Here is an 18,645-nt window from a genome sequence, read left to right as displayed (position 1 = left end):
ACAGACTTGCTATAATATTTATAAAGTAATTCTATATTTAATTTTAATGAAGATAAAAATACATAATATTAGATTATTACGAATAGCTGTTATAATAATTGCAATGCTCACATCTATACATGCAATCCCGGCCGTGGCATCCTCCTCACCCGCCCTCGGCGGTTATGAATGTGGATTGGGATCCATGGTGGCTGAGGGGGTATACTGGACGCCGGTAATATTACTGAACTCACCGTATCCAGGCAGTGCAAGTGCGGCGCAGAGCGTATCCTACACAGCTACTTACACCTTTAGTTCGGGACCCCTCACCTTAACTAGCCAAGCCTCAACTACATTATCGCAGACGATTTACGCGAATAATGGAGAAGCAATCGGTCTCTTCAGGCTTGATAAGTGGGGCATTTACAACACGAAGCTTATCCCAATAATTGCAGGTTATTACCCATGTAGCCAGCCATATGTTGCCAAGGATCTAGGCAGCGCCACCAACCCACCGACTTTTAGATCCATTCCAATATTGCCCAATGGCACGGCCTCCGATATCAATGAACCAAATCAAATATATTATAACGGCTACTACTCTATTCAATTCAACAATGGCTTCAGCAACAATCTATTGGCGAACTACGGCACATGCGCTAGCCCTGCGATCCTCGCCGTATCGCAATCATCTTCCACGTTATTGATTGCGGGCGTCGGTGTTTCCATAAATGGTTATGATAGCAGCGGGTCCATCGAGATACAGGGATCGACGACGAACTCATGGACCTATTATCTGCCGCAAGGCTATATATGGGATATATCATATGCCGGTGGTCAAGGACCAGCATATGCGTTTGAATACCTAGGACAGTGCCAGTGAACCATTATGGCTCACATAATTAAGATCGAGCTGGGCCTTTTCCTGGCAATTCTATTTGGCGTTTTAACTGTCATTGGATTGACCGTCTATGGATTAAGCGCTTACTACGCGGGCGGGATCGCGCGAGTCCTAGGCTTGGTGCTCTGCAAAACACCGATGCTGCCCAAGCACATTGGTTTCACGCCGTTCGCCCCGCAAGGTAACGAGGTGCCCCTCGGCGGTGGGTCTGGCAGCGTTATGACTGAGTTCGCGATCAACGGCACCTACTACATAACCAGCGAGTACTACTTAAGGCCCTCCACCTACGTATGCATAGCCCCCATCACTACAGGCGATTCGCTCCTCTTCGGGGCTATGAATAGAGACTTCATCCCAAAGGATAATTACGGGTACATAACGTGCGTGACCGGCAATGGCCCGACTTGGCTGAACACAACCCTTGGGCCAGGCGCCTACGCATTGGTCGCCGCCATTTATGGCACCAACTCATCAGGCACTGCAATCAACATAACCATCCTTAGACCAGTCACGGGCACGCTGCTTAACAACTTAGCGTACTACCCGCAGTGCGGCTACCCAACGCTGGGCGAGGTACCGCCCCACACGACGGAGGAAAAGCCACTGTTCTTCCACAATTCATGACCAGCCGACCGCCCAACAGACGGGCATATCACCTCATCTAAGGACGCCGGCGGCGAAATCCAATGATAAATGAATAGCTCGTAAGGGCGTGAAAATTATGGGTACGGAAGCTTCGCTTCTGGATTAGGGCTGTCCTCGATGATCTGGAGCGGTGAATTATTGAATGCATTGAAGCTCCCAAGAAGGAAAACAGGGACTCTATTAAGGAATGAAAAAAGATTTTTTGAAGACACTAAAACTGAACTTCAATTAGCTTCATCAAAGAGAACTGTCAACGGCAGATAACCACATCTACGTTGACTGTAGTGGATGCAGAGGATGAATCGTAGTATATTGTGCCATGGGGAGTGAAGTACGGTTCATAGGAGGCAGTTATGGTGTATGACCCCGCCATGCGCGGCAGGGGGGTGCTTATCGAGAGGGGCTCGTGGGGCTTCATGGGGAAGGAGTAGGAGGCGGAGTAGTTGTTCGGGCCGGTGACGCTGACCGTGACGGGCCCGCCCGGCACAGTGAGGGGGGAGGAGCCTATGAACGCGGAGACGGAGCCTGTCCAACTATTCGGCGGCGCGCATGTGTAATCGACCACCGTGCCCCCCGGCCCCACGGACGTGGCCGTGCTGGAATAGCAATAATATCCAAATTGAGGCGGCTCCACGTATACTCCAGTGAGCGGCGGGTAGAAGGAGTGCCCATCATGCGCGTACGCGATGGGCAGCTGCGCCATCAACACGTCGCCAAGGATGCCCGCGGGGCTCTATGGTTATGCTGTCGTTTGCTTGGGTGACCATCCTCCACCCTCCCCCCACGGCGGCCGCCACCGCGTTCACCGGGTTCTCCTCCTCGCCTATCACTGCGTTGGGCTCGTAGGTGGTGAAGTGCATGCCGTACCACGCCGTGGACCCGTTGGTGTACGTTATGATGACCTCGATCCCCACCCGCGTGTCCCCGAAGCCCTCAGCGGCCCACCGCCTCGCCACGCCGTATAGGGCGGATAGGGGCACCTCCGCGGCCCCGTTGCTTGACGTGCCGTTCCACGCCTCCACGATGGGGTCAGGGGAGCCGGGCGGGAGAAGGGCGAGCACCTGCACCTCCGCGTTTACGGGCTTGCCGTGCACATACGTCTCCACTGTTAGGCTGGGCGCAAGGGCGCCCGACGCTAGCAGCGCCACAGCCAGCGTCGCTATCGCCGCCGCTAGCGCGTACAGCAAGTAGCCCCTGCGCATGGGGTGAGGTCTCGTGATTGCTTATAAGCGTTGATGGAGGTCTGCGGTGCAGACTCGCCTATGGCGTGGAGGCGTTACCTTGGGTGCAGTGAAGGTCTGGCCCTAGCTCATTCGAGGAGACGGGATCCTCGCTTCCCGGTGGGGAGGCGTGGCTTGGCGATGAATTGATCGACGGCTTCCTCATTAACGGCGCCCATCTCTTAAAATGGGTCGATTAAGGTAATGCTCACCATTATAGAGGCTGCGGCTGACCGCTGCTGTCATTTATGCAGTCCAATATATTAACCTACTGTGATGAGGTGCACTGTGGATCATGACATGTTCCATTCCTAGGATGGTGCGGGGGGTGGGACTTGAACCCACGCAGGCCTTCGCCAACGGATCTTGAGTCCGCCCCCTTTGACCATGCTCGGGCACCCCCGCCCATATTGGCTTTGCCTGGAGGCGTTTTTAAAGGATTCCCCGTCCCCAGATGGGCCTCAGGTCAGATATTTATCCATTCCCCCAAGCAGTCTATCCACAGTCTTCCAAGTCCTCCGCACTATTGGAGGTAGGGTGCCGTGCTCCTTCACCCACGACGCTAAAAAGGACGTGGTCCTGGGATCGCTTGGGTAGCCGCTGCCGAAGTCGCCGTACTGCTTCTTTAACTTGTCTATCTCTCCATCCCTGATTACCTTGGCCACTATGCTGGCCGCCGAGACTACGGGTATCAATGCGTCGGCCTCGTTCATGGCGATCACTCGCCTCCCCGTCGCCGCCTCCAGCCTATTCCCAAACCTCTCGGGCTTTGGATCGGGCGAGTCCACGTAAACGACGTCGGCATTACATGATTGGATGAGCTCTATCATTTTCTCCATCTCCAACTCATTCAATTGATTAGCGACAACGTACCTATCTATCTCCCCCGGGGGGACCAGCACGTGTTTCGCGCAGCTGGCCAGCCTAATTACCTCGCCGAACAAGTACCTCCTTCTGCCCGGCGAGAGCTTCTTGGAATCCCTCACCCCCAGTGCCCGCAGCTTGCCTTGATCGTCCACGGCCACGATGGCTATAACCATGGGCCCAATCACAGGTCCGCGGCCCGCCTCATCGATACCGGCCTCCACCTCATAGCCTCCGAAACCGCCCTCTTAAACTCCGCGCACTCAATGGGCACGCCTCCATAAACGTAGGCCTCGTACACGTCGACGACCCGCGACACGGCCTCCACGGCCCACGGCGGCGCCTCCCCCACCAATTCCCGGGGAGTCAACGATGGGCGACGCGCGCCTAACCAATCCACTAACCGCCTCATCTCCTGATCAATGCATCTACGCCTCCCCTCCCTCCAAACCAACAGCGAAACCACCGCGGTGGCCGAGATCAGCGGAGAAAGGGATAGGTAGGATATCATCAGCGGAGAAAGCCGTGGAGCGGGCGAGGCGGGGGGATTGGAGGATGAGGGCCTAACACCGCCGGTGGGGGACGGCGGGGGATTAAGCGGGGCAGGAGTCCTTCCCCGGCCGGCTTGACTGACCGCGCGGTGGGGGACCGGGGCGGGAGCGGCGCTGGGCTGGGGAGCGGTTTGCTGGGAGGGACCGCCGTATATCAATAATCCCCCCGGTTCCTTATACGCCGTGACCAAGTACATAGAGCCGTTGGCGATCAATACGCCGCTCGAGCCGTACACCATAACGGTCCCGCCGTTTACTCTGTAAATCGTGACGCCGTTAACCTCGGCGGTGCCGTTAACCGGAAGCAGTTCCTGGGCTGAGGCGATGCAGGCCAAGGCAATCACCGCTATCACAATCAAGGGCAGAGGCGGGCGGTGCATTGCCGGCTAGGAGGCTTGCAGCGTTAATATACCTAAGCCCATTAAGCATTCCGGTAGGGGCAAGCCCATCAATCCCAAGGAGGCAGGGTCGACCCTACTTCAGCTCAATCTTAATTATTCACGTATCAAGTCATGGATTTTCCATTCTATTGTAAGGCAAGATGGAGTCTATTAACTCCACGTGGCCCAGCATTGTTCTCCTACAGCAGTATCTGGTGAGCCCAAGGTCGTCGAGGACCTTGCCTGGATCCTCTCCAGCCGCCACTCTCTTGCGGAAGGGCTCCCATAAATGGCCCAACGGCTTGCCGCACGTCCAACACCTAACAGGAGTTATCATTTGCGTGAGAATAGGACCTAGCTTTTTTAAACTTTTTGAGATGAATTCATTGAGGCGGGGCGATTGTTGCTCCCAGCTTGGAGAGAACGTTTATGGCCACGGCTAATCCTCTCTTGGCATCGTCATTGGATAGGACCGCCTTGATTAGCCCCAGCGAGTCCTGTGGCCCTGCTCCCGCCTTCAGTCCCCTCATTAAGGCATCCATCAAGCTTGCGAGGGCCTTGAAGTCGATGGCCGTCAAGGCCTTGTTGAGCTCGTCCAAGTTGTTGAGCAAGTGTATGAACCCCGTGCCCAACAATGCCTTGGATGCGTCCACCAACAACTCGGGGTTACCAGCCAAGTCCTCCAGGGAGTCCAGCACTCCCAATCTATTCAACGCCTTGGCCAGGCCCAGCAGCTTCTCTATGGAATCCACAGCCTCTCCATCGGATAACTCCCCCGCCAGCCTGAGCAGGTTATCGATGCCGTTGAGGAGCCTCACCAGGTCCGTGGTGAGGAGAACCTTGGCGAGCTCCCCCACTACGTCGCTGGCTGCCAGGCTGGAGATCGCGTCTAGGATGCCGGCCTCGTCCAGCTTTCTCAAGAGGTCAACCATCTTGCCCAGCAGCCCCACTGTGCGGGGCGATAGGAGCCTCTCCATCTCTTCGTCTATATCGATTGATGCCACGGGGGTCACCCGTATATCCCCTTCAACGTTGATGGATTGGTGGCCTCGAAGAACGCGTCGAATATGGGGTCCCACAGCTCCGGGTGCCTTATCATGTCCCAGTAAATGGATGCGAAGGCCATCTTCATCAAGTGATTCACCTTGTTCGGGGGGTACTTGACCACGGGGCTGTAGTAATCCCCTATCACGAACGTGCCCAGCCCATACCCCAAGTCGAATGGGCAATTGGTCCTGCCCGTGTTCTTAGCGTCCTCCCCCATCAATATCCTAGCCACCACTCCTGCCTGGAGGTGAGCCGTCACTCCCGTCTTTGCCACGGGCAACGCCGAGGCATCGCCTATCACGAACGCGTCGTCGAACCCCTTCACCTTATTCGTGAATTTATCGGCCAGCACGAATCCATCTTCATCAACGACGTCCTCCGGGCCGTACTTTATGCCAACCCCCACGTGGGGAGGCACGATTATGGCCGCATCGTACTTCAACTCATCCCCCTCCAGCGAGCGTATCACTTGCTTGTCCGGCTCCACGTAATCCACTGTGAAGAAATCGATTATATCGATCCCCCTCTCCCTCATTATGGGCTCCACCACCTCATTCATGGGCTCGGCCGGGTAGGGACGGGGGTACGGGGTCGCGAAGACTATCTTCACCTTATCCCTAAGCCCCCGGGTTCTAATGAACTCCTCCGCCAGGAATGCCCCCTCCATTGGGGATGGCGGACAGCGGTGCTTTGGATCCGCCACGACTATGGCTATTGTGCCTTCCTTGATGGAGTTGAGCGTTCTCCAAACCCTCAACGCCTCATCCTCCGTTGAGTAGTAACTGCCGTACTTGGCCACCACGTCGCGTAGGCCGTTTATCTTGGAGTAATCGACGCTGGCCCCCGTCGCTATCACCAAGTAATCGTAGCCCAGCCTCCGTCCGTCCGAGAGCTCCACCCACCTGTCGTTTAGGTTGATGGCCGTCGCGCTGGACTTGATCAGCTTCACGCCCGGCTTTATTAAGCGTTGTAGATCCATCTTTATATTCCTCCTCGAGCCCTTGAACGCCGTGTAGAGGAGCCATGGAAGGTAGTAGTTATACCCCTCCTTATCGATCAAGGTGACGGAGAACTCATCGCTGGGCAGCCTGTTGGCCAGCATAGCGCCGCCGGCCCCGCCGCCCACTATCACTATATTCTTCATACCTCTTCATCTCTTGGTTATCCTTATCAATGCCCTTATCTCGCCGCCGTCCTCCTTCAACTCCAACAACTCATTGCCGGTCTTCCTTATCCACGCCTGCACGTCCTGCTTGAAACCCTCATCGGTGGCCAGCACCTCTATCACGTCGCCGACCCTGGAGTTCCTGTACGCCTTGACCAGCTCGGTTATGGGACCGGGGCACGAGAGGCCCCTTGCATCGACGATCCTGCTTGGCTGGGTCACGCGCGTCACCTCATATGAAGAGCACTTGGCCTCCCTCCGCCATCTCCAGGAACGCGGCTACGCCCACCACGTCGTCCACCAGGGATGAGTCGAAGTCCTCCTTCCTGAGACCCGCTGCTTGGGACATCATGGAGCACACATACACCTTGGCGCCCATCTCCTTGGCTTGCCTCAACATGTCCACCCAACTGGGCGCCTTTATCCTCTTCATCCCATCCACCAGCGAGGGAACCATCTGTTCAAACTCCTTGGGCCACCTGGGCTCTATGGGTTTCTTGAGGAGCCTGAACATGGCCCACCCCGTGAAGAATATGAGGACGTCGTAACCCATCGCCGCCGCCCCCTGGGAGATCACTCCCACGGGTATCATTTTATCCTCCGTCCCGGAAAACACGACCATGCCGATCTTCTTGTTCTCGCCCATACCTATCGCACGTATACTTACACTGTATTACTTCTATTTTGCCAATATAAGCGGGCCTGTGCCATTTATCATTAACAAAATTTATAAATAGCCTTTAAAAAGAACACATTAAATTCCCCAACGGAAATACCCTTAGCCCGAGAAACCAAGACAATGATTAAGAGAGCGGGAAGGGGCGCACCACCATGATAGAGAGGATAAGCCTTGCCTTTTAAGGTGGGGTTATGTTTTTGTTAAGTGTGTAATTGTTTCGGCGGTTGATTCTTGGGAGCGGGGGTGTACCCCCACAATGCCGACCGCCGCGATGAAGCAACGAGTAGCCCTAAAGGAGAGTAAACCCCAAGACCCCGGGAACCCCAGCCCCTCAAGGCGGTGAGGAGGTTGGTGGGAGTCACAGCTTGAAGTTGAACTTACCTATGCCGATCCTCAACTTGCCCGTCGCCTCGTAGACCATGGATGCCAACCGCGCCTCCCTCTCATCTCCGTCCGCCGATCTTCGAATTATCTCTCCCAGCTTGTCGGCATTCACTTGGCTCATCACGGGTTCCCCATAGTTCTTGAAGAAGACGAAGGGGGGCACATCGATGCTCACCAATCCATATACGTGCGAGCCGGGTCCCACCGCCTTGCCCGTCATTATGCTGGAGTTGATGCCGGAGCGAACCCAGTCCCCGATTATGGGGCCCAACTTACTCATGCCGGTATCCCTGCCCATGAACCTAACATGGCCTAGCGTGTTCTTCAGGTTGGACACGGAGGTGCCGGCTCCCAGGTTTATCCACTTGCCCAGGTAGGAGTCGCCCAAGTAGCCGTGATGCGGTTTCCTGCTTCCCTTATCCAATACGCTGTTCTTGACTTCGCCTCCAACCACGTTGCCCCAGTACAAGACCGAGCCCGGCCTCAGTAACGTGAACGATTGAAGCTCGCAATCAGGTCCCACCAGCGCAGGCCCCTTGATGCTGACCGGGTTCACTATATTAGCCCCTATCACGGCTATCGGCCCGCTTGATGTGTCCAAGTGAGCATCGCGTATCTTGGAGTCCACGGAAACCACGTCGCCCCTGCCCAGCAACGGTATCGTCTCCAGCAGCAATTCGTGGTTGAATTTAATCAAGTCCCAGGCGCCCCTGAGAACAGGCAGCGAGCAGTCCTCCACGGCCTCGCCGTCCCCGTGAATCAACTCCTCGCCGCCGCAAACAACCCTGGCGCCGCGCTCCACGTATTCCATGACCTTAGCCACGGTCTCATTGGTTGGGAGAACGCAGGCGGAGATTGATGTAGATGAATTAGGGGAGAGGCGGGGCTCGTACCCCCACCACTTGCTAAGCAGCAGCTCGTTGCGGCTCAAATGAAGCTCGGCCTCGTCCAGCTGCATGGCCAAGTCAAGCCCCACCCCCTTGCCGAGCCTTATCATCCAGTGCTCCACCAACCTGAGACCGCCCGTTATCAGGAAGGGAGTTGGCGTGGTGTATGATATGGGCACAAACCTGTCCCTACAATCATCCAGCAGAGCTATATCCATCTCGTGAGGGCTATCGCACGCGTTATTTAATTTTCCACCCACCATTTAGGCAGTTAATTACAGGTTGGAATTGCGATTGCCCTATCATGGGTTAAGCTTAAAAGCGACTAGGCGACCAGTTGGCTATATGTCGTCCCTGGAGCGGTTGTACGGCGTAATGAAGGACTTGGATGAGGCCGTGGACGCCATCGATAGCAGGAAGAAGGAGGCTGAGAAGGAGATGGAGGAGTTGCTCTCCTCCATTAAGTCCAGGATGAGCGATGATTTGAGCAGGAAAATATCGCAATTGATAAGCGAGTACAGGGAGAGCATAGACTCCCGCGCGGCCGAGGAGGTGAGGAAGTACGTCGAGGAGAACTCCAAGAAAATAGAGAGGCTGAGGAGTCGAAGGGAAGCCATAACCAAGAAGGCAGTCGATCAAGTCATGTCCCTGCTGGGATTCTCATGAGCGTTGTATCCAAGTACCCCTACCTGGGCCCACGGGTTAGGTTCCTGAAATCCAAGCTCCTCGGCATGGCTACCATAAAGAACCTCCTCTTCACGTCATCGCTGGACGAGTTCCTCTCCTACCTTGCAAATACCTCCTACTCCCCCGTGGTGGCCAAGCTAGGTAAGGACGTCTCCACTCAGGAATTCGCGTTGAGGGTGAGGGAGAATGCGGCTAGGGAAGTATACGGAGTCGCCAGGACGGCTCCATTCCTTGTCCGCATGGCGCTCGGCGATTACTTGATGAAGTTCGAGGTGGAGAACATAAAATCAATAGCTAAGGGCATGATGGCGGGAATGGACAGGAGGAGCCTGGAGGCCGGCCTCAACATGTCCATAGAGGAGGCGCTTGGGAGGAGGCACGTGATCGCGGATTTAATGAGCGCATCCAATCTTAACGACTTGGCCGATAGATTGAGGGCCATGAATCACATGGCGTACAAGGCATTCGCTAAGGCGCTGGAGCTCATTCATAACCACCAAGAAATTCAGTTAGCTATACTGGACACATTGCTCGAGTCTTCATACATAGAGGCGCTGACGCGCTATGTGAGGGATGATGAATCCCTCAAGGAGGTGATTACGGACATGGTTGACTTCTACAACTTAAACATACTGTTGAGGGGTACCCTGTGGAAGCTGCAGCCGCAAGTGGTGGAGGACATGAAGGTAAAGTATGGCTACGCGTACAAGATACCGCCGGAGGACCCCGGTAGACTAATAGAGGCGGTGTCTCAACATCCCATAATCGCCAACATACTCGCAGTAGTGAGGCAAGCCGACTTAACGGATATAGTGAGGCTGCTTCACGCCTCGTATTACTCCTACATGTCCCGGAGGGCCAGGGAGGTCTTCGGAAAGTACACGGAATTCTCGCCGGGGGCTGCATTGATAATTTCCCACGCGAGGGATTTGGAGGGAGACATGGTGGCATCCATGTTCAACATGGTGAAGCTCAACATATCGAGGGACATCCGGCAGGAACTCTTCATTCTACTATGATTCACGGCCTCCTTGATTCGGGAATCATTCCGAACTGAAACAATGCCGGGATTCATCCTTTCAGGGAAGGATTTAACGGGCTCGCGGCCCATAATGTTTCATTGGCGGGCCTTCTCCATTATCTTCTGCTTATACTTATCCAGTTCCTCAAGAATTGCGGCCTTCTTTGCCCCCAATGCCTGGGATAACTCTTTCTTGGCCTCCTCAATGGCCTTGCCCGCCTCCTCGCTTATGGATTTCTCCAGACTCATTGGGAACCACCTAATAGTCTGCTTATAATTATTCTCCTCACGAAGTCCTCCCTCTCCTCCTCATCCAGCGCAAGCCTTATGAACGCTATGGAATCGTTTATCCTGGGCAGCAGGACATTGCCTATAGCATTTATCATCCTTTGATATTCCTTTATCCTGGCCAGCAGCATCTCAAACAGTCCCTGCAGGTTTATGTACTCAAGCACTATGTTGAAGCCGTCCATTAGCTTATACATGGCCGTATCGAGCACGGAGTCCGTTCCGAACATGCTATAATTAGGCGACGCCAGACCCCTCAACTCCAGCGTGGTGAACTTTATCCCGCCGAAGTCCTTCGTTACCAGAGACGCTTGGGCGGTCGGCTTCACGAAAGAGGCCAGCAGGGATAATTGGTGGGGGCCCATTTTGGATTCGGCCAAGCCATAAAGCTGGGAGACGGCCATGACGTAATCGTAGGCGCGCTTCCTGGTTTCCTCCAACCTCTGTATTATGGTCCTCACCCGCTGAATTGTGGCGTTCCTGGCGTCCTCCACCGTTCGCTTAACATTCCTATACAGCACTCCCTGCTCCCTCAGCTTGAGAAGCGTCAGCCTGGAGGGAAGCGGCTTGCCTAGCACCGACATTGCTCAACTTCATAACTTGGAAAATATAAATTTAACCCGCGTCTCGCCCATGATCGGGCCATCATGTGACCATTCATTGATGCGATTGCCCAAGCCGCTTGCTCACCTAACCTTCTCCACGAGCCTTATCTTCCCATCATACTTGGGACGAGGACGCTGGGCCTGCCTCATGTTGACTGTAGCCACCATTCCCTTGGATCTATCGAGCAATTTATTCAACATGTCGCTCGCCAATTCCTTGGGAGACAGCCCCCTCAGATCATCTATGTCGAACTCGCGGGCCACGTCCTTTATTATGGATGTACATGCCTGAAGCAAGCCGCATCCCGTGCATGACTTGCACCTGGACTTGAATATCATGAGTCTCCCCGCGCTGGAGCGGTGGATCACCAGCAATTCCCTCAACCTTATGGAGAGACCGTCGACGTCGTACGTGGCCACCACTATTGGATCTCCCGCCAGGGCCCGTCCCCTCAATAATCCCATCTTGGAGAAGTGGCGGGCACGGCGCACGGCTGGGGGGGACTTGTCCCCGGACAGGATTGCATCCAAGTACCTGATCTCCTCCGCTATGTAATTAAACGTGCACTCATTGACTAAGATTAGCTTCACGTCCATGAATATATGCGTTGCCTAAGATGGATAAAAGCCGTCCGTGCATTGCACATTTTGCATACATAAAAATGAAAGTAGATATATATCCAGGCTAGCCGTCGATAAAATAATATAATTATAAATTATTCTAAAATCCATCAAATCGCTCCCACTCTATCTTTACAATATTTATCTAAACTCCATACCAATCTCATCACATTCATTTAAATTAATATTAAACATGAATATTTATACTAGGGTCTTGGATAACGTTAAACACTTGAAAAAGACACCACAACGATATTCCATATATTATATAAAAATTTTAATACATAATTAACCAAAAATCTTTTCATACTTACTAATCACTCACGTCATTTCTAATCAATTCTATTTTGGCTTCCTTGGATAGTTTAGGCAGGTACACCTTATTGATGAGCAGCGTAAGTCCGTCCCCATCGGATCCAAGCACGGTGGCAACCTTAAACGCCCACTCAGGCACGTCGCCCCTCAGCTTGACCGTGACGTAATCTTCTAACATTTCGCCCACTATAGACTTGAGCTCATCAATGCCTATTCCCATCTTCGCTGATATATCCACGAACCTCAAGCCGAACCTGGATGCCAAGCCATTAATGCGGGACAGATCAGCGGGCGATAATAGGTCTATCTTGTTCATCACGGCCAACACCCTCTGCCTATTGACGGCTAGGGAATCGAACACATTAAGGGACACGGATAGCTTGCGCTTAATCTCTGCATCCTCCTCGCTCGCATCCACGACCAGCAGAACCACATCAGCATAGGTCACCTCGCTTATCGTGGCATAGAATGACTTTATAAGGAGCGGCGGCAGATCATCTATGAAGCCGATGGTATCCGTCAAGATGGCTCTCTTACCGTGAAAGCTCACTAGCCTGGAGTATGTGGATAAGGTGGCGAAGGGCCTCCCATCTATTCCCTTGGACTCCCTAGCCAGCAAATTGAAGAGGCTCGTCTTGCCGGCCATCGTGTAACCCGTTATGGCTACTTGAGGCATGCCCACTTCCTTCCTGCGACGAATCCTATCGGCCTGGGCAATCATCAACTCATCCAGTCTCCTCCTTATCACGGCTATTTGCTTCAACACGTGCTTATAGTATGCATCTATGGCGTACTCGCCCAATCCCATGAATCCTATCTGCTCCCCCCTCTTGGCGTGCCTCACGTACTCCCTCAGCAAGGGGAGCTGGTTGTAGAGCTCGGCCAGCCTCACCTGCAGCTTAGACTCCATGTCGCCCGCCCTCTCGTTGAATATCTCCAGTATTAGCTGGACCCTATCCATCACGTTGACCTTCAACTCCCTGCGCAGGTTATTGAACTGGCTGGGCTTGAGCTTGTCATAGGTTATTACATGCGTCACGCCGCGGTCAGCCATCAATTGCTTTACTTGCATTAACTTCCCCGATCCCACGTAGAACCTGGAATCGATGGTCCTGCGTTGGCGGATCACGTCAACTACGTTATAGCCCGCCGCCCTGGCTAGCTCAGCGAATTCGCCTTCCTTACCATCCTTGCCGGGACCTGCCATCAATAAGATGGCGTTCCTACTTGCTGCCTTCCTTTTTCCTGAGCTCAACAACGTCCCCCAGGGTTATCTCCCTGTCGAATCCCCCGGAATCCACGCCACCGCCCTCAGTCTCGCTGATCAGCAATTGTATTCCCAACACCTTCTCCATCTTCTTGGCCAGCGCTATATCCGGAACCAATTTGCCCTCCTCTATGTTTCGAAGCACGCTGTCCTTTATGCCGAGGACCCGGGCCAGGGCCGTCCTATCCATTCCCAGGTTCTCCCGCGCGCCTCTTATCAGATCGGCGTAATCCTCTGCGACGGCATACCTATCTGCCTGCTTCACGCTTATCCCACTCTTCTTGGGCGGCGATTGCCGAGGCGTAGGCTTCGAGGAGACTATCCTAGGCGCTGCGCTGGGATTAACCGGCCCCACAACCCCGGAAATTATCTTGGCGTTCTTTGCGCTCGCGTACTTGGACGCGCATCTCTCGCATAGGTTCAGGTACGCTCCATCTATCTCCATTATGACGGGGTTGCTGGTCTCTCTGCCGCAAATATCACAAGTTACCATCATGTATAGAACCACCGCCAATTTAAAAACATTTCAGAGCAGCCAAGTTAGCATTGATGATGGGGACCCCCCAACGCTGAACTGGGAAGTAATTCCATTGAATATACGGGTAAACAATTTTAATCAATGCAGAAATGATGGATCATGAAACTGAAGAACTACGAGTGGACCCGGCATGGATTGACGGAGCCGCTCATAACGGCCATACTTTACAAGAAAGTTGAGGATGGAAAGAACGTCGCGGCGTATAGGTTCATGTATTATTCAAACAAGATAATAGTTGTGTTCGAGGACAACGGCTATAGGGGCGGGGAGGTGATTAAGGAGGGAGCGCCATCGGAGGAGTCGCTGGCTAAGCTAATAGCGGAGTTCTCTGAGGATAACGATGACTTGGTGATAATGGGAGAAGAAAGAATAGGATTGAAAATATTGGAGCTGCTCTTCAGTTGAAGCAGAGCAGTTCACACTACTCGTTTATTCTTCAATATGTTTTCTATGGATGTCACGAATTTTCCATTCTTATCTATTTCCTGCTTGGCAGGTGGATTCTTCAAGTATGTTGGAACCCTCTCCTCCACCCTGTCCTCATACGTTGGCACTGCCTCGTTCTGGTAGAATATGCCGATGGGTATCTTATCCCCCCACTCCCTAGCCTTGAGGTAGGCCTTGGTTATCTTATCCTCTATCTCGGATTCACTCCTGACAACGGGATCCCAATTCTCCAACTTATATATCCTCTTATCATACCATTCCTTAGTGTTTATATTATTGTAGGTGGGGCACGGCTGGAGCACGTCCACCAACGCCAATCCCTTATGCGTTATGGCGGCCTTTATGGTCTCCTTGGCATGCTTCACGTCGTAGGCATATGTCCTGGCCACGAACGTGTAGCCAGAGGCCAAGGCCAGCAACAACGGGTTTATTGCATCATTTATGTTGGGCTCCGGGAGCGCCTTAGTCTTAACGCCCCGCGGCAGCGTTGGAGCAGCTTGACCCTTGGTCAAGCCATACACTCCATTATCGTGAACTATCACCGTTATATCCACGTTTCTCCTGCCCACACTGACAAAGTGACCGACCCCAATGCCTAATTGATCCCCATCGCCCGCATTGACTATTACCTCCAGCTCGGGGTTGGCCAGCTTTATCCCTGTGGCGAACGCCACGGCCCTGCCGTGCAGAGTGTGGACTCCATTCACGTTAACGAAGTGAGCTATCTTGCCGGAGCAACCTATGCCAGACACTATCACGGTCCTCTTGGGATCCAGCCCCAGCTCCGCCAGCGCCATCTGCTCCGCATTGAGTATTCCGAAGTTGCCGCAGCCGGGGCACCAATCAACCCACTCCTGCGTCTTGTATAGCTTGATATCTATCTTACTGGCCGCCATTCAAGACCACCCTCTTCTCATCCTTCTCCATAATGGTTTTGATCGCGTTCTTGATCTCCGTCCTAGTCATGGGCCTACCGTTCCACTTCAATATATAATTGGTGGGCTGTATCCCCGTGCTGGATGCAACCACTGAGGCTGCCTGCGCCGTGTAATTATTCTCCACATCTATTATCTTGCTCTTACCCTTCAAAAGCTTTGTCACCAGGTTCCTCGGGAATGGATTGAACATCCTCAGCTGTATCAATTGTATCGATATGCCATCCTGCTTCAACTCCTCCATGGCGTCCATAACGGCGCCCTTGGGGGAGCCCCACGTTATGACGGCCACGTCCCCCTCTCCGAACACATTCAACCTGGACTCCTCCGGTATCTCCTTGTCCGCCACCTCAAGCTTCTTCATCCTCTTCTCGTACATCTTGATCCTATTGGCGGAGTTCTCCGATATGTGGCCCTCCTCATTGTGCTCGTCGCCCGTGTAATGCATCACCGCGTTTCCTATGAATGCGCGCGGCGATATGTAGTCATCCGTGAATTGGAACCTCTTGTAGTCGCTGCCTGGAATAACTATCTTACCCCTATCAGCCTTCATTGATGAGTAGTCCAGCTCGGACTCGTCTATTATAGAGTAGGCATTGGCTAGGGATTTATCCACCAGGTGAATCACGGGCGTCTGGTACCGCTCCGCTAAATTGAACGCCCATATTGCATCCTTGAACGCCTCCACGTGGTCTCCCGACGCTATCACTATCTTGGGGAACTCACCGTGGCCTGCATGCATTGAAAACAGCAAGTCAGCCTGCCCGCTCCTCGTTGGAAGGCCTGTGGACGGCGCTCCCCTCATGTAATAGGTAACCACGACTGGAACCTCATTCATGCCGGCCCAGCCCAGTCCCTCCACCATCAGGGAGAAGCCGGGGCCCGAGGTGGATGTGGACGCCCTGGCGCCCGTCAACGCTGCTCCTATGCTCGCATTTACTGCCGCCAATTCATCCTCAGTCTGCAGCACCACTATTCCGACCTTCTTGGATTCCTTGGTATCCGGATCAACCGCATCAACCACTTGATTGGCCTCTATGAAGACGCTTTCATCGCTCGCCGGCGTTATTGGATAATAGCTCTGGAACCTGACTCCGCCCGCTATCTTACCCATTGCCACGGCAGTATTGCCGTCCAGTTGAACCCTGTGACCGCTCACGGGGATTCCCTTCAAGCCGTAGGCGGGCTCCGTCAATCCATACGCCTTATCCGCGGCCAGTAGATTGGCCTTCACGAATAGATCGTTCTTGAAGAGCCCCCTTATTGCCTCGGCCAAGTACTCCTTATCCAAGCCGAGCAGCCTCAACGAGATCGCCGCTGCTATTATGTTCCTGGACCTGGATATTGTGGCGACGGATAGCTTCATCTCCTCCGCCACCGACATCAATATCTTATCGTACTCCACGGGTATCAGCTTCACGCCCTTGCCCTTCAAGTAACCCAGCACGCCCTCCACGGTTGGAGGCACCTTGACGGACTCCAGGAATGCCTCTATCTCCTCGGCAGTCTCGCGCTCTATGCTGTTAATGGTGCTTAGTTTAGTGGATTCCAAGGCCTTATTATAAACCAAATAATCGCGGACCTCCCTGAAGTGCTGGAATATCGTCTCTGCCTCGAACGTGACCAATATATTAACGTCATCGGATATGCTATGCATTGGTTTATCACTTATGGTTAGATTGAAATAGCTATGGCGACCCTCTATGTTGGAATGGTACTCCCTGTTTCCATATATGTAGTAACCAGCCCTCGCCAACGCATTGCCGAAGACCGTGGCAGAAGTATCAACTCCACTGCCTTGCGGTCCACCTATCATCCACGTGATCTTTACCATTCATCTCGCCTATCCCACAGAATAACCGCCGCATTAATAATGTTTACCCGCAGAGTATTTTATTTTACAAAAGCTCAATGACAAGGAAACCAAGGTAGAAGCGCAACCCCTCAAGAGAGCCCATCACCACACCACCAACTTCCACCTCAACGAAGCCCTGCTCCTTAACTGCTCGACGCGCTACTACGCCCTTCCTCTAAATCCACCATCCATTAAACTCCTCCTCATCAATCCCTTACATAAAGTCCAGAATCGCCTGAGAAATTCATCCCCTGAACGAACTATGCGTGCCCAAGGTCAAAACGGCTCTACGTAGCTTTAGATGCTCTCCATTTTAGGCTTAATAGATGTTGTATCCTTGGAGGTCCCAAGAACAACGAATGCAGTGGCCTTAGAAAGCGGCCTCGTCTCGCCTATAGTGACCTCCTCGCCCACCTTGACCGACACGCAACGGGGAAGGTAAGCATGTATCTTCTTCCTGCGCCTCTCATATCGCTTGTACTTGGGAACGTAGTGGAGCCACTCATGCACTACAACTGCATGATTGCCGTAAACGCTGTCCACGACTCCCCTCAACACCTCCCCCCTAATGCTGGTGTGGCCATGCCAGGGGCATTTTGGGTCGTTGCACACGACCCTGGGCGGCAGCAACCAAGGCAACCCAACCGACCTCACCCTCACCTCCTCCCCGTTGGGGAGGGAGATAACATCCCCTATCTTCGGGCGTTCCTGTAATTGCTTCGTAACTATCTCCATCAGCCTCACCTCACTTAGCCGCTATGTGCAGGGAGGACCTAGTGGCCTTGAGGCCTGGCTCTCCGTGCTGCACTATCTTAGCTGTTGGAACGAATTCTCCTATGTACCTACCGATGTGCCACGGCGATATCTGTATGGGTATATAAGTGATGCCATTATATACCTGAAGGGTTAACCCAACCATCTCTGGGAGAACTATCATGTCCTTCACGTGGGTCCTCACTGGTTTCTTGCTGCCCGAGGCCACCGCCTTCCTAATCCTTTCCAAGAGCTTCTTATGCTCCGGCTTGAGCCCCCTCATCAAGCTCCTCCTCTGCCTAGCGGGCAGCAACTTAATGAAGTCCTCCATAGATATCCGTTGGAGCTCCTCCAAGGTGTAGCCCCTATACTTATAGTTCTTCCACTCCTCCTGGGAAATAACGGCTGGGGCTATCCATCCCTTGCGACCAGCCTCCGCCCCCTCCTCTTGAGGCGCCTCGGGAGCTGGAGCTGGAGCCTCGGCCTTCTGCTCAGGCTTCTTTTGCTCAGGTTTCTTCTGCTCCGGCTTCTTCTGCTCAGGTTTCTTTGACATTCACAGGACAATTAAGCGCCCGGTATTTAAGCATTTTACCCCAACGCATAGAGCCTTC

At 53.5% G+C, this 18,645-nt stretch carries 24 protein-coding genes and 1 tRNA gene; 5 read left to right on the top strand and 20 right to left on the bottom strand.

From position 1 onward, the window contains the following. The first annotated feature begins 46 nt into the window (after window positions 1-46). Together ACZ5ZS_RS07335 and ACZ5ZS_RS07330 are read left to right on the top strand one after the other, a co-directional pair. Window positions 47-862 (top strand): hypothetical protein, encoded by an 816-nt coding sequence (locus ACZ5ZS_RS07335; protein WP_188595437.1) that lies wholly within the window; start codon window positions 47-49, stop codon window positions 860-862. 6 nt (window positions 863-868) lie between these two features. After that, a complete protein-coding gene (locus tag ACZ5ZS_RS07330) occupies window positions 869-1,504 on the top strand; it encodes a hypothetical protein (protein ID WP_188595436.1) in 636 nt (211 codons plus the stop codon). A 271-nt stretch (window positions 1,505-1,775) separates the two neighbouring features. On the opposite strand, the gene ACZ5ZS_RS07325 is transcribed toward ACZ5ZS_RS07330, so the two are convergent. The 11 genes from ACZ5ZS_RS07325 to ACZ5ZS_RS07275 all read right to left on the bottom strand — a co-directional run bounded on the left by ACZ5ZS_RS07325 (window position 1,776) and on the right by ACZ5ZS_RS07275 (window position 8,920). Beyond that, window positions 1,776-2,228 (bottom strand): hypothetical protein, encoded by a 453-nt coding sequence (locus ACZ5ZS_RS07325; RefSeq protein ID WP_464858196.1) that lies wholly within the window; start codon window positions 2,226-2,228, stop codon window positions 1,776-1,778. Continuing rightward, window positions 2,197-2,727 carry a hypothetical protein gene (locus ACZ5ZS_RS07320; RefSeq protein ID WP_464858194.1) on the bottom strand — a complete coding sequence of 177 codons (531 nt, stop codon included), beginning with the start codon at window positions 2,725-2,727 and terminating at the stop codon, window positions 2,197-2,199. The genes ACZ5ZS_RS07325 and ACZ5ZS_RS07320 overlap by 32 nt, the downstream gene beginning before the upstream one ends. A gap of 335 nt (window positions 2,728-3,062) precedes the next feature. Further along, window positions 3,063-3,150, bottom strand: a tRNA-Leu gene (locus ACZ5ZS_RS07315). Window positions 3,151-3,206: 56 nt separating this feature from the next. After that, the gene (gene rnhB, locus ACZ5ZS_RS07310) at window positions 3,207-3,833 is read right to left on the bottom strand and encodes a ribonuclease HII (RefSeq protein WP_229657742.1); all 627 of its coding nucleotides are present in this window, start codon (window positions 3,831-3,833) and stop codon (window positions 3,207-3,209) included. Further along, window positions 3,794-4,540, bottom strand: a complete 747-nt coding sequence (locus ACZ5ZS_RS07305; RefSeq protein WP_188596916.1) for a DUF4129 domain-containing protein — start codon at window positions 4,538-4,540, stop codon at window positions 3,794-3,796. Before ACZ5ZS_RS07305 ends, rnhB begins: the two co-directional genes overlap by 40 nt. A 130-nt stretch (window positions 4,541-4,670) precedes the next feature. Continuing rightward, window positions 4,671-4,877, bottom strand: a complete 207-nt coding sequence (locus tag ACZ5ZS_RS07300) for a DNA-directed RNA polymerase subunit N (RefSeq protein WP_075059828.1) — start codon at window positions 4,875-4,877, stop codon at window positions 4,671-4,673. Window positions 4,878-4,923: 46 nt separating this feature from the next. Next, the gene (locus ACZ5ZS_RS07295; RefSeq protein WP_188596915.1) at window positions 4,924-5,544 is read right to left on the bottom strand and encodes a DUF1641 domain-containing protein; all 621 of its coding nucleotides are present in this window, start codon (window positions 5,542-5,544) and stop codon (window positions 4,924-4,926) included. A gap of 5 nt (window positions 5,545-5,549) precedes the next feature. Next, window positions 5,550-6,731 carry an NAD(P)/FAD-dependent oxidoreductase gene (locus tag ACZ5ZS_RS07290; RefSeq protein ID WP_188596914.1) on the bottom strand — a complete coding sequence of 394 codons (1,182 nt, stop codon included), beginning with the start codon at window positions 6,729-6,731 and terminating at the stop codon, window positions 5,550-5,552. Between the two features lie 6 nt (window positions 6,732-6,737). Further along, window positions 6,738-6,974 carry a sulfurtransferase TusA family protein gene (locus ACZ5ZS_RS07285; RefSeq protein WP_188596913.1) on the bottom strand — a complete coding sequence of 79 codons (237 nt, stop codon included), beginning with the start codon at window positions 6,972-6,974 and terminating at the stop codon, window positions 6,738-6,740. A gap of 10 nt (window positions 6,975-6,984) precedes the next feature. Further along, a complete protein-coding gene (locus ACZ5ZS_RS07280) occupies window positions 6,985-7,398 on the bottom strand; it encodes a DsrE/DsrF/DrsH-like family protein (protein WP_188596912.1) in 414 nt (137 codons plus the stop codon). A 391-nt stretch (window positions 7,399-7,789) separates the two neighbouring features. Further along, window positions 7,790-8,920 carry a hypothetical protein gene (locus tag ACZ5ZS_RS07275; protein WP_188596911.1) on the bottom strand — a complete coding sequence of 377 codons (1,131 nt, stop codon included), beginning with the start codon at window positions 8,918-8,920 and terminating at the stop codon, window positions 7,790-7,792. A 127-nt stretch (window positions 8,921-9,047) separates the two neighbouring features. Between ACZ5ZS_RS07275 and ACZ5ZS_RS07270 the strand changes: the two genes are divergently transcribed. Both ACZ5ZS_RS07270 and ACZ5ZS_RS07265 read left to right on the top strand, forming a co-directional pair. After that, window positions 9,048-9,368, top strand: coding sequence for a hypothetical protein (locus tag ACZ5ZS_RS07270; RefSeq protein ID WP_075059824.1), 321 nt, complete (start codon window positions 9,048-9,050; stop codon window positions 9,366-9,368). Continuing rightward, the gene (locus ACZ5ZS_RS07265) at window positions 9,365-10,408 is read left to right on the top strand and encodes a V-type ATPase subunit (protein ID WP_188596910.1); all 1,044 of its coding nucleotides are present in this window, start codon (window positions 9,365-9,367) and stop codon (window positions 10,406-10,408) included. The genes ACZ5ZS_RS07270 and ACZ5ZS_RS07265 overlap by 4 nt, the downstream gene beginning before the upstream one ends. Before the next feature lie 98 nt (window positions 10,409-10,506). Here ACZ5ZS_RS07265 and ACZ5ZS_RS07260 read toward each other — a convergent pair whose 3' ends face one another. The 5 genes from ACZ5ZS_RS07260 to ACZ5ZS_RS07240 form a co-directional block, all read right to left on the bottom strand. Then, the gene (locus ACZ5ZS_RS07260) at window positions 10,507-10,659 is read right to left on the bottom strand and encodes a hypothetical protein (protein WP_188596909.1); all 153 of its coding nucleotides are present in this window, start codon (window positions 10,657-10,659) and stop codon (window positions 10,507-10,509) included. Then, complete coding sequence (locus ACZ5ZS_RS07255; protein WP_188596908.1) at window positions 10,656-11,282, bottom strand: V-type ATP synthase subunit D; 627 nt, start codon at window positions 11,280-11,282, stop codon at window positions 10,656-10,658. Before ACZ5ZS_RS07255 ends, ACZ5ZS_RS07260 begins: the two co-directional genes overlap by 4 nt. A 102-nt stretch (window positions 11,283-11,384) precedes the next feature. Next, a complete protein-coding gene (locus tag ACZ5ZS_RS07250) occupies window positions 11,385-11,900 on the bottom strand; it encodes a hypothetical protein (protein WP_188596907.1) in 516 nt (171 codons plus the stop codon). Window positions 11,901-12,237: 337 nt separating this feature from the next. Next, window positions 12,238-13,494: a GTPase HflX gene (gene hflX, locus ACZ5ZS_RS07245; protein ID WP_188596906.1), complete on the bottom strand. Its 1,257-nt coding sequence runs from the start codon at window positions 13,492-13,494 to the stop codon at window positions 12,238-12,240. Continuing rightward, window positions 13,463-14,002: a multiprotein bridging factor aMBF1 gene (locus tag ACZ5ZS_RS07240; protein WP_188596905.1), complete on the bottom strand. Its 540-nt coding sequence runs from the start codon at window positions 14,000-14,002 to the stop codon at window positions 13,463-13,465. The genes hflX and ACZ5ZS_RS07240 overlap by 32 nt, the downstream gene beginning before the upstream one ends. 141 nt (window positions 14,003-14,143) lie before the next feature. Between ACZ5ZS_RS07240 and ACZ5ZS_RS07235 the strand changes: the two genes are divergently transcribed. After that, on the top strand, window positions 14,144-14,449 hold the full coding sequence (locus tag ACZ5ZS_RS07235) for a hypothetical protein (RefSeq protein ID WP_188596904.1): 306 nt from the start codon (window positions 14,144-14,146) through the stop codon (window positions 14,447-14,449). Between the two features lie 11 nt (window positions 14,450-14,460). Here the strand turns inward: ACZ5ZS_RS07235 and ACZ5ZS_RS07230 are convergent, their stop codons facing one another. From ACZ5ZS_RS07230 to ACZ5ZS_RS07215, 4 genes are all read right to left on the bottom strand, one after another. Then, window positions 14,461-15,387, bottom strand: coding sequence for a 2-oxoacid:ferredoxin oxidoreductase subunit beta (locus ACZ5ZS_RS07230; RefSeq protein WP_188596903.1), 927 nt, complete (start codon window positions 15,385-15,387; stop codon window positions 14,461-14,463). Then, window positions 15,374-17,260 (bottom strand): 2-oxoacid:ferredoxin oxidoreductase subunit alpha, encoded by a 1,887-nt coding sequence (locus ACZ5ZS_RS07225; protein WP_229657740.1) that lies wholly within the window; start codon window positions 17,258-17,260, stop codon window positions 15,374-15,376. The genes ACZ5ZS_RS07230 and ACZ5ZS_RS07225 overlap by 14 nt, the downstream gene beginning before the upstream one ends. 318 nt (window positions 17,261-17,578) lie before the next feature. After that, the gene (locus tag ACZ5ZS_RS07220) at window positions 17,579-18,016 is read right to left on the bottom strand and encodes a 30S ribosomal protein S17 (RefSeq protein ID WP_306464052.1); all 438 of its coding nucleotides are present in this window, start codon (window positions 18,014-18,016) and stop codon (window positions 17,579-17,581) included. Window positions 18,017-18,026: 10 nt separating this feature from the next. After that, window positions 18,027-18,587 carry a 30S ribosomal protein S19 gene (locus ACZ5ZS_RS07215; RefSeq protein WP_188596902.1) on the bottom strand — a complete coding sequence of 187 codons (561 nt, stop codon included), beginning with the start codon at window positions 18,585-18,587 and terminating at the stop codon, window positions 18,027-18,029. Window positions 18,588-18,645 lie beyond the last annotated feature (58 nt).

Source organism: Thermocladium modestius (assembly GCF_055398215.1).
The sequence above is the reverse complement of the archived record's forward strand: the minus strand, read 5'-3'. Positions and strand labels throughout refer to the sequence as shown.

Excerpts from the sequence above, each read along its gene's own strand:
- ACZ5ZS_RS07335 (WP_188595437.1), top strand. The coding sequence starts at position 47 with ATGAAGATAAAAATACATAATATTAGATTATTACGAATAGCTGTTATA.
- ACZ5ZS_RS07330 (WP_188595436.1), top strand. The coding sequence starts at position 869 with ATGGCTCACATAATTAAGATCGAGCTGGGCCTTTTCCTGGCAATTCTA.
- ACZ5ZS_RS07325 (WP_464858196.1), bottom strand. The coding sequence starts at position 2,228 with ATGGCGCAGCTGCCCATCGCGTACGCGCATGATGGGCACTCCTTCTAC.
- ACZ5ZS_RS07320 (WP_464858194.1), bottom strand. The coding sequence starts at position 2,727 with ATGCGCAGGGGCTACTTGCTGTACGCGCTAGCGGCGGCGATAGCGACG.
- ACZ5ZS_RS07305 (WP_188596916.1), bottom strand. The coding sequence starts at position 4,540 with ATGCACCGCCCGCCTCTGCCCTTGATTGTGATAGCGGTGATTGCCTTG.
- ACZ5ZS_RS07300 (WP_075059828.1), bottom strand. The coding sequence starts at position 4,877 with ATGATAACTCCTGTTAGGTGTTGGACGTGCGGCAAGCCGTTGGGCCAT.
- ACZ5ZS_RS07290 (WP_188596914.1), bottom strand. The coding sequence starts at position 6,731 with ATGAAGAATATAGTGATAGTGGGCGGCGGGGCCGGCGGCGCTATGCTG.
- ACZ5ZS_RS07280 (WP_188596912.1), bottom strand. The coding sequence starts at position 7,398 with ATGGGCGAGAACAAGAAGATCGGCATGGTCGTGTTTTCCGGGACGGAG.
- ACZ5ZS_RS07275 (WP_188596911.1), bottom strand. The coding sequence starts at position 8,920 with ATGGATATAGCTCTGCTGGATGATTGTAGGGACAGGTTTGTGCCCATA.
- ACZ5ZS_RS07270 (WP_075059824.1), top strand. The coding sequence starts at position 9,048 with ATGTCGTCCCTGGAGCGGTTGTACGGCGTAATGAAGGACTTGGATGAG.
- ACZ5ZS_RS07265 (WP_188596910.1), top strand. The coding sequence starts at position 9,365 with ATGAGCGTTGTATCCAAGTACCCCTACCTGGGCCCACGGGTTAGGTTC.
- ACZ5ZS_RS07260 (WP_188596909.1), bottom strand. The coding sequence starts at position 10,659 with ATGAGTCTGGAGAAATCCATAAGCGAGGAGGCGGGCAAGGCCATTGAG.
- ACZ5ZS_RS07255 (WP_188596908.1), bottom strand. The coding sequence starts at position 11,282 with ATGTCGGTGCTAGGCAAGCCGCTTCCCTCCAGGCTGACGCTTCTCAAG.
- ACZ5ZS_RS07250 (WP_188596907.1), bottom strand. The coding sequence starts at position 11,900 with ATGGACGTGAAGCTAATCTTAGTCAATGAGTGCACGTTTAATTACATA.
- ACZ5ZS_RS07240 (WP_188596905.1), bottom strand. The coding sequence starts at position 14,002 with ATGATGGTAACTTGTGATATTTGCGGCAGAGAGACCAGCAACCCCGTC.
- ACZ5ZS_RS07235 (WP_188596904.1), top strand. The coding sequence starts at position 14,144 with ATGAAACTGAAGAACTACGAGTGGACCCGGCATGGATTGACGGAGCCG.
- ACZ5ZS_RS07230 (WP_188596903.1), bottom strand. The coding sequence starts at position 15,387 with ATGGCGGCCAGTAAGATAGATATCAAGCTATACAAGACGCAGGAGTGG.
- ACZ5ZS_RS07225 (WP_229657740.1), bottom strand. The coding sequence starts at position 17,260 with ATGGTAAAGATCACGTGGATGATAGGTGGACCGCAAGGCAGTGGAGTT.
- ACZ5ZS_RS07220 (WP_306464052.1), bottom strand. The coding sequence starts at position 18,016 with ATGGAGATAGTTACGAAGCAATTACAGGAACGCCCGAAGATAGGGGAT.
- ACZ5ZS_RS07215 (WP_188596902.1), bottom strand. The coding sequence starts at position 18,587 with ATGTCAAAGAAACCTGAGCAGAAGAAGCCGGAGCAGAAGAAACCTGAG.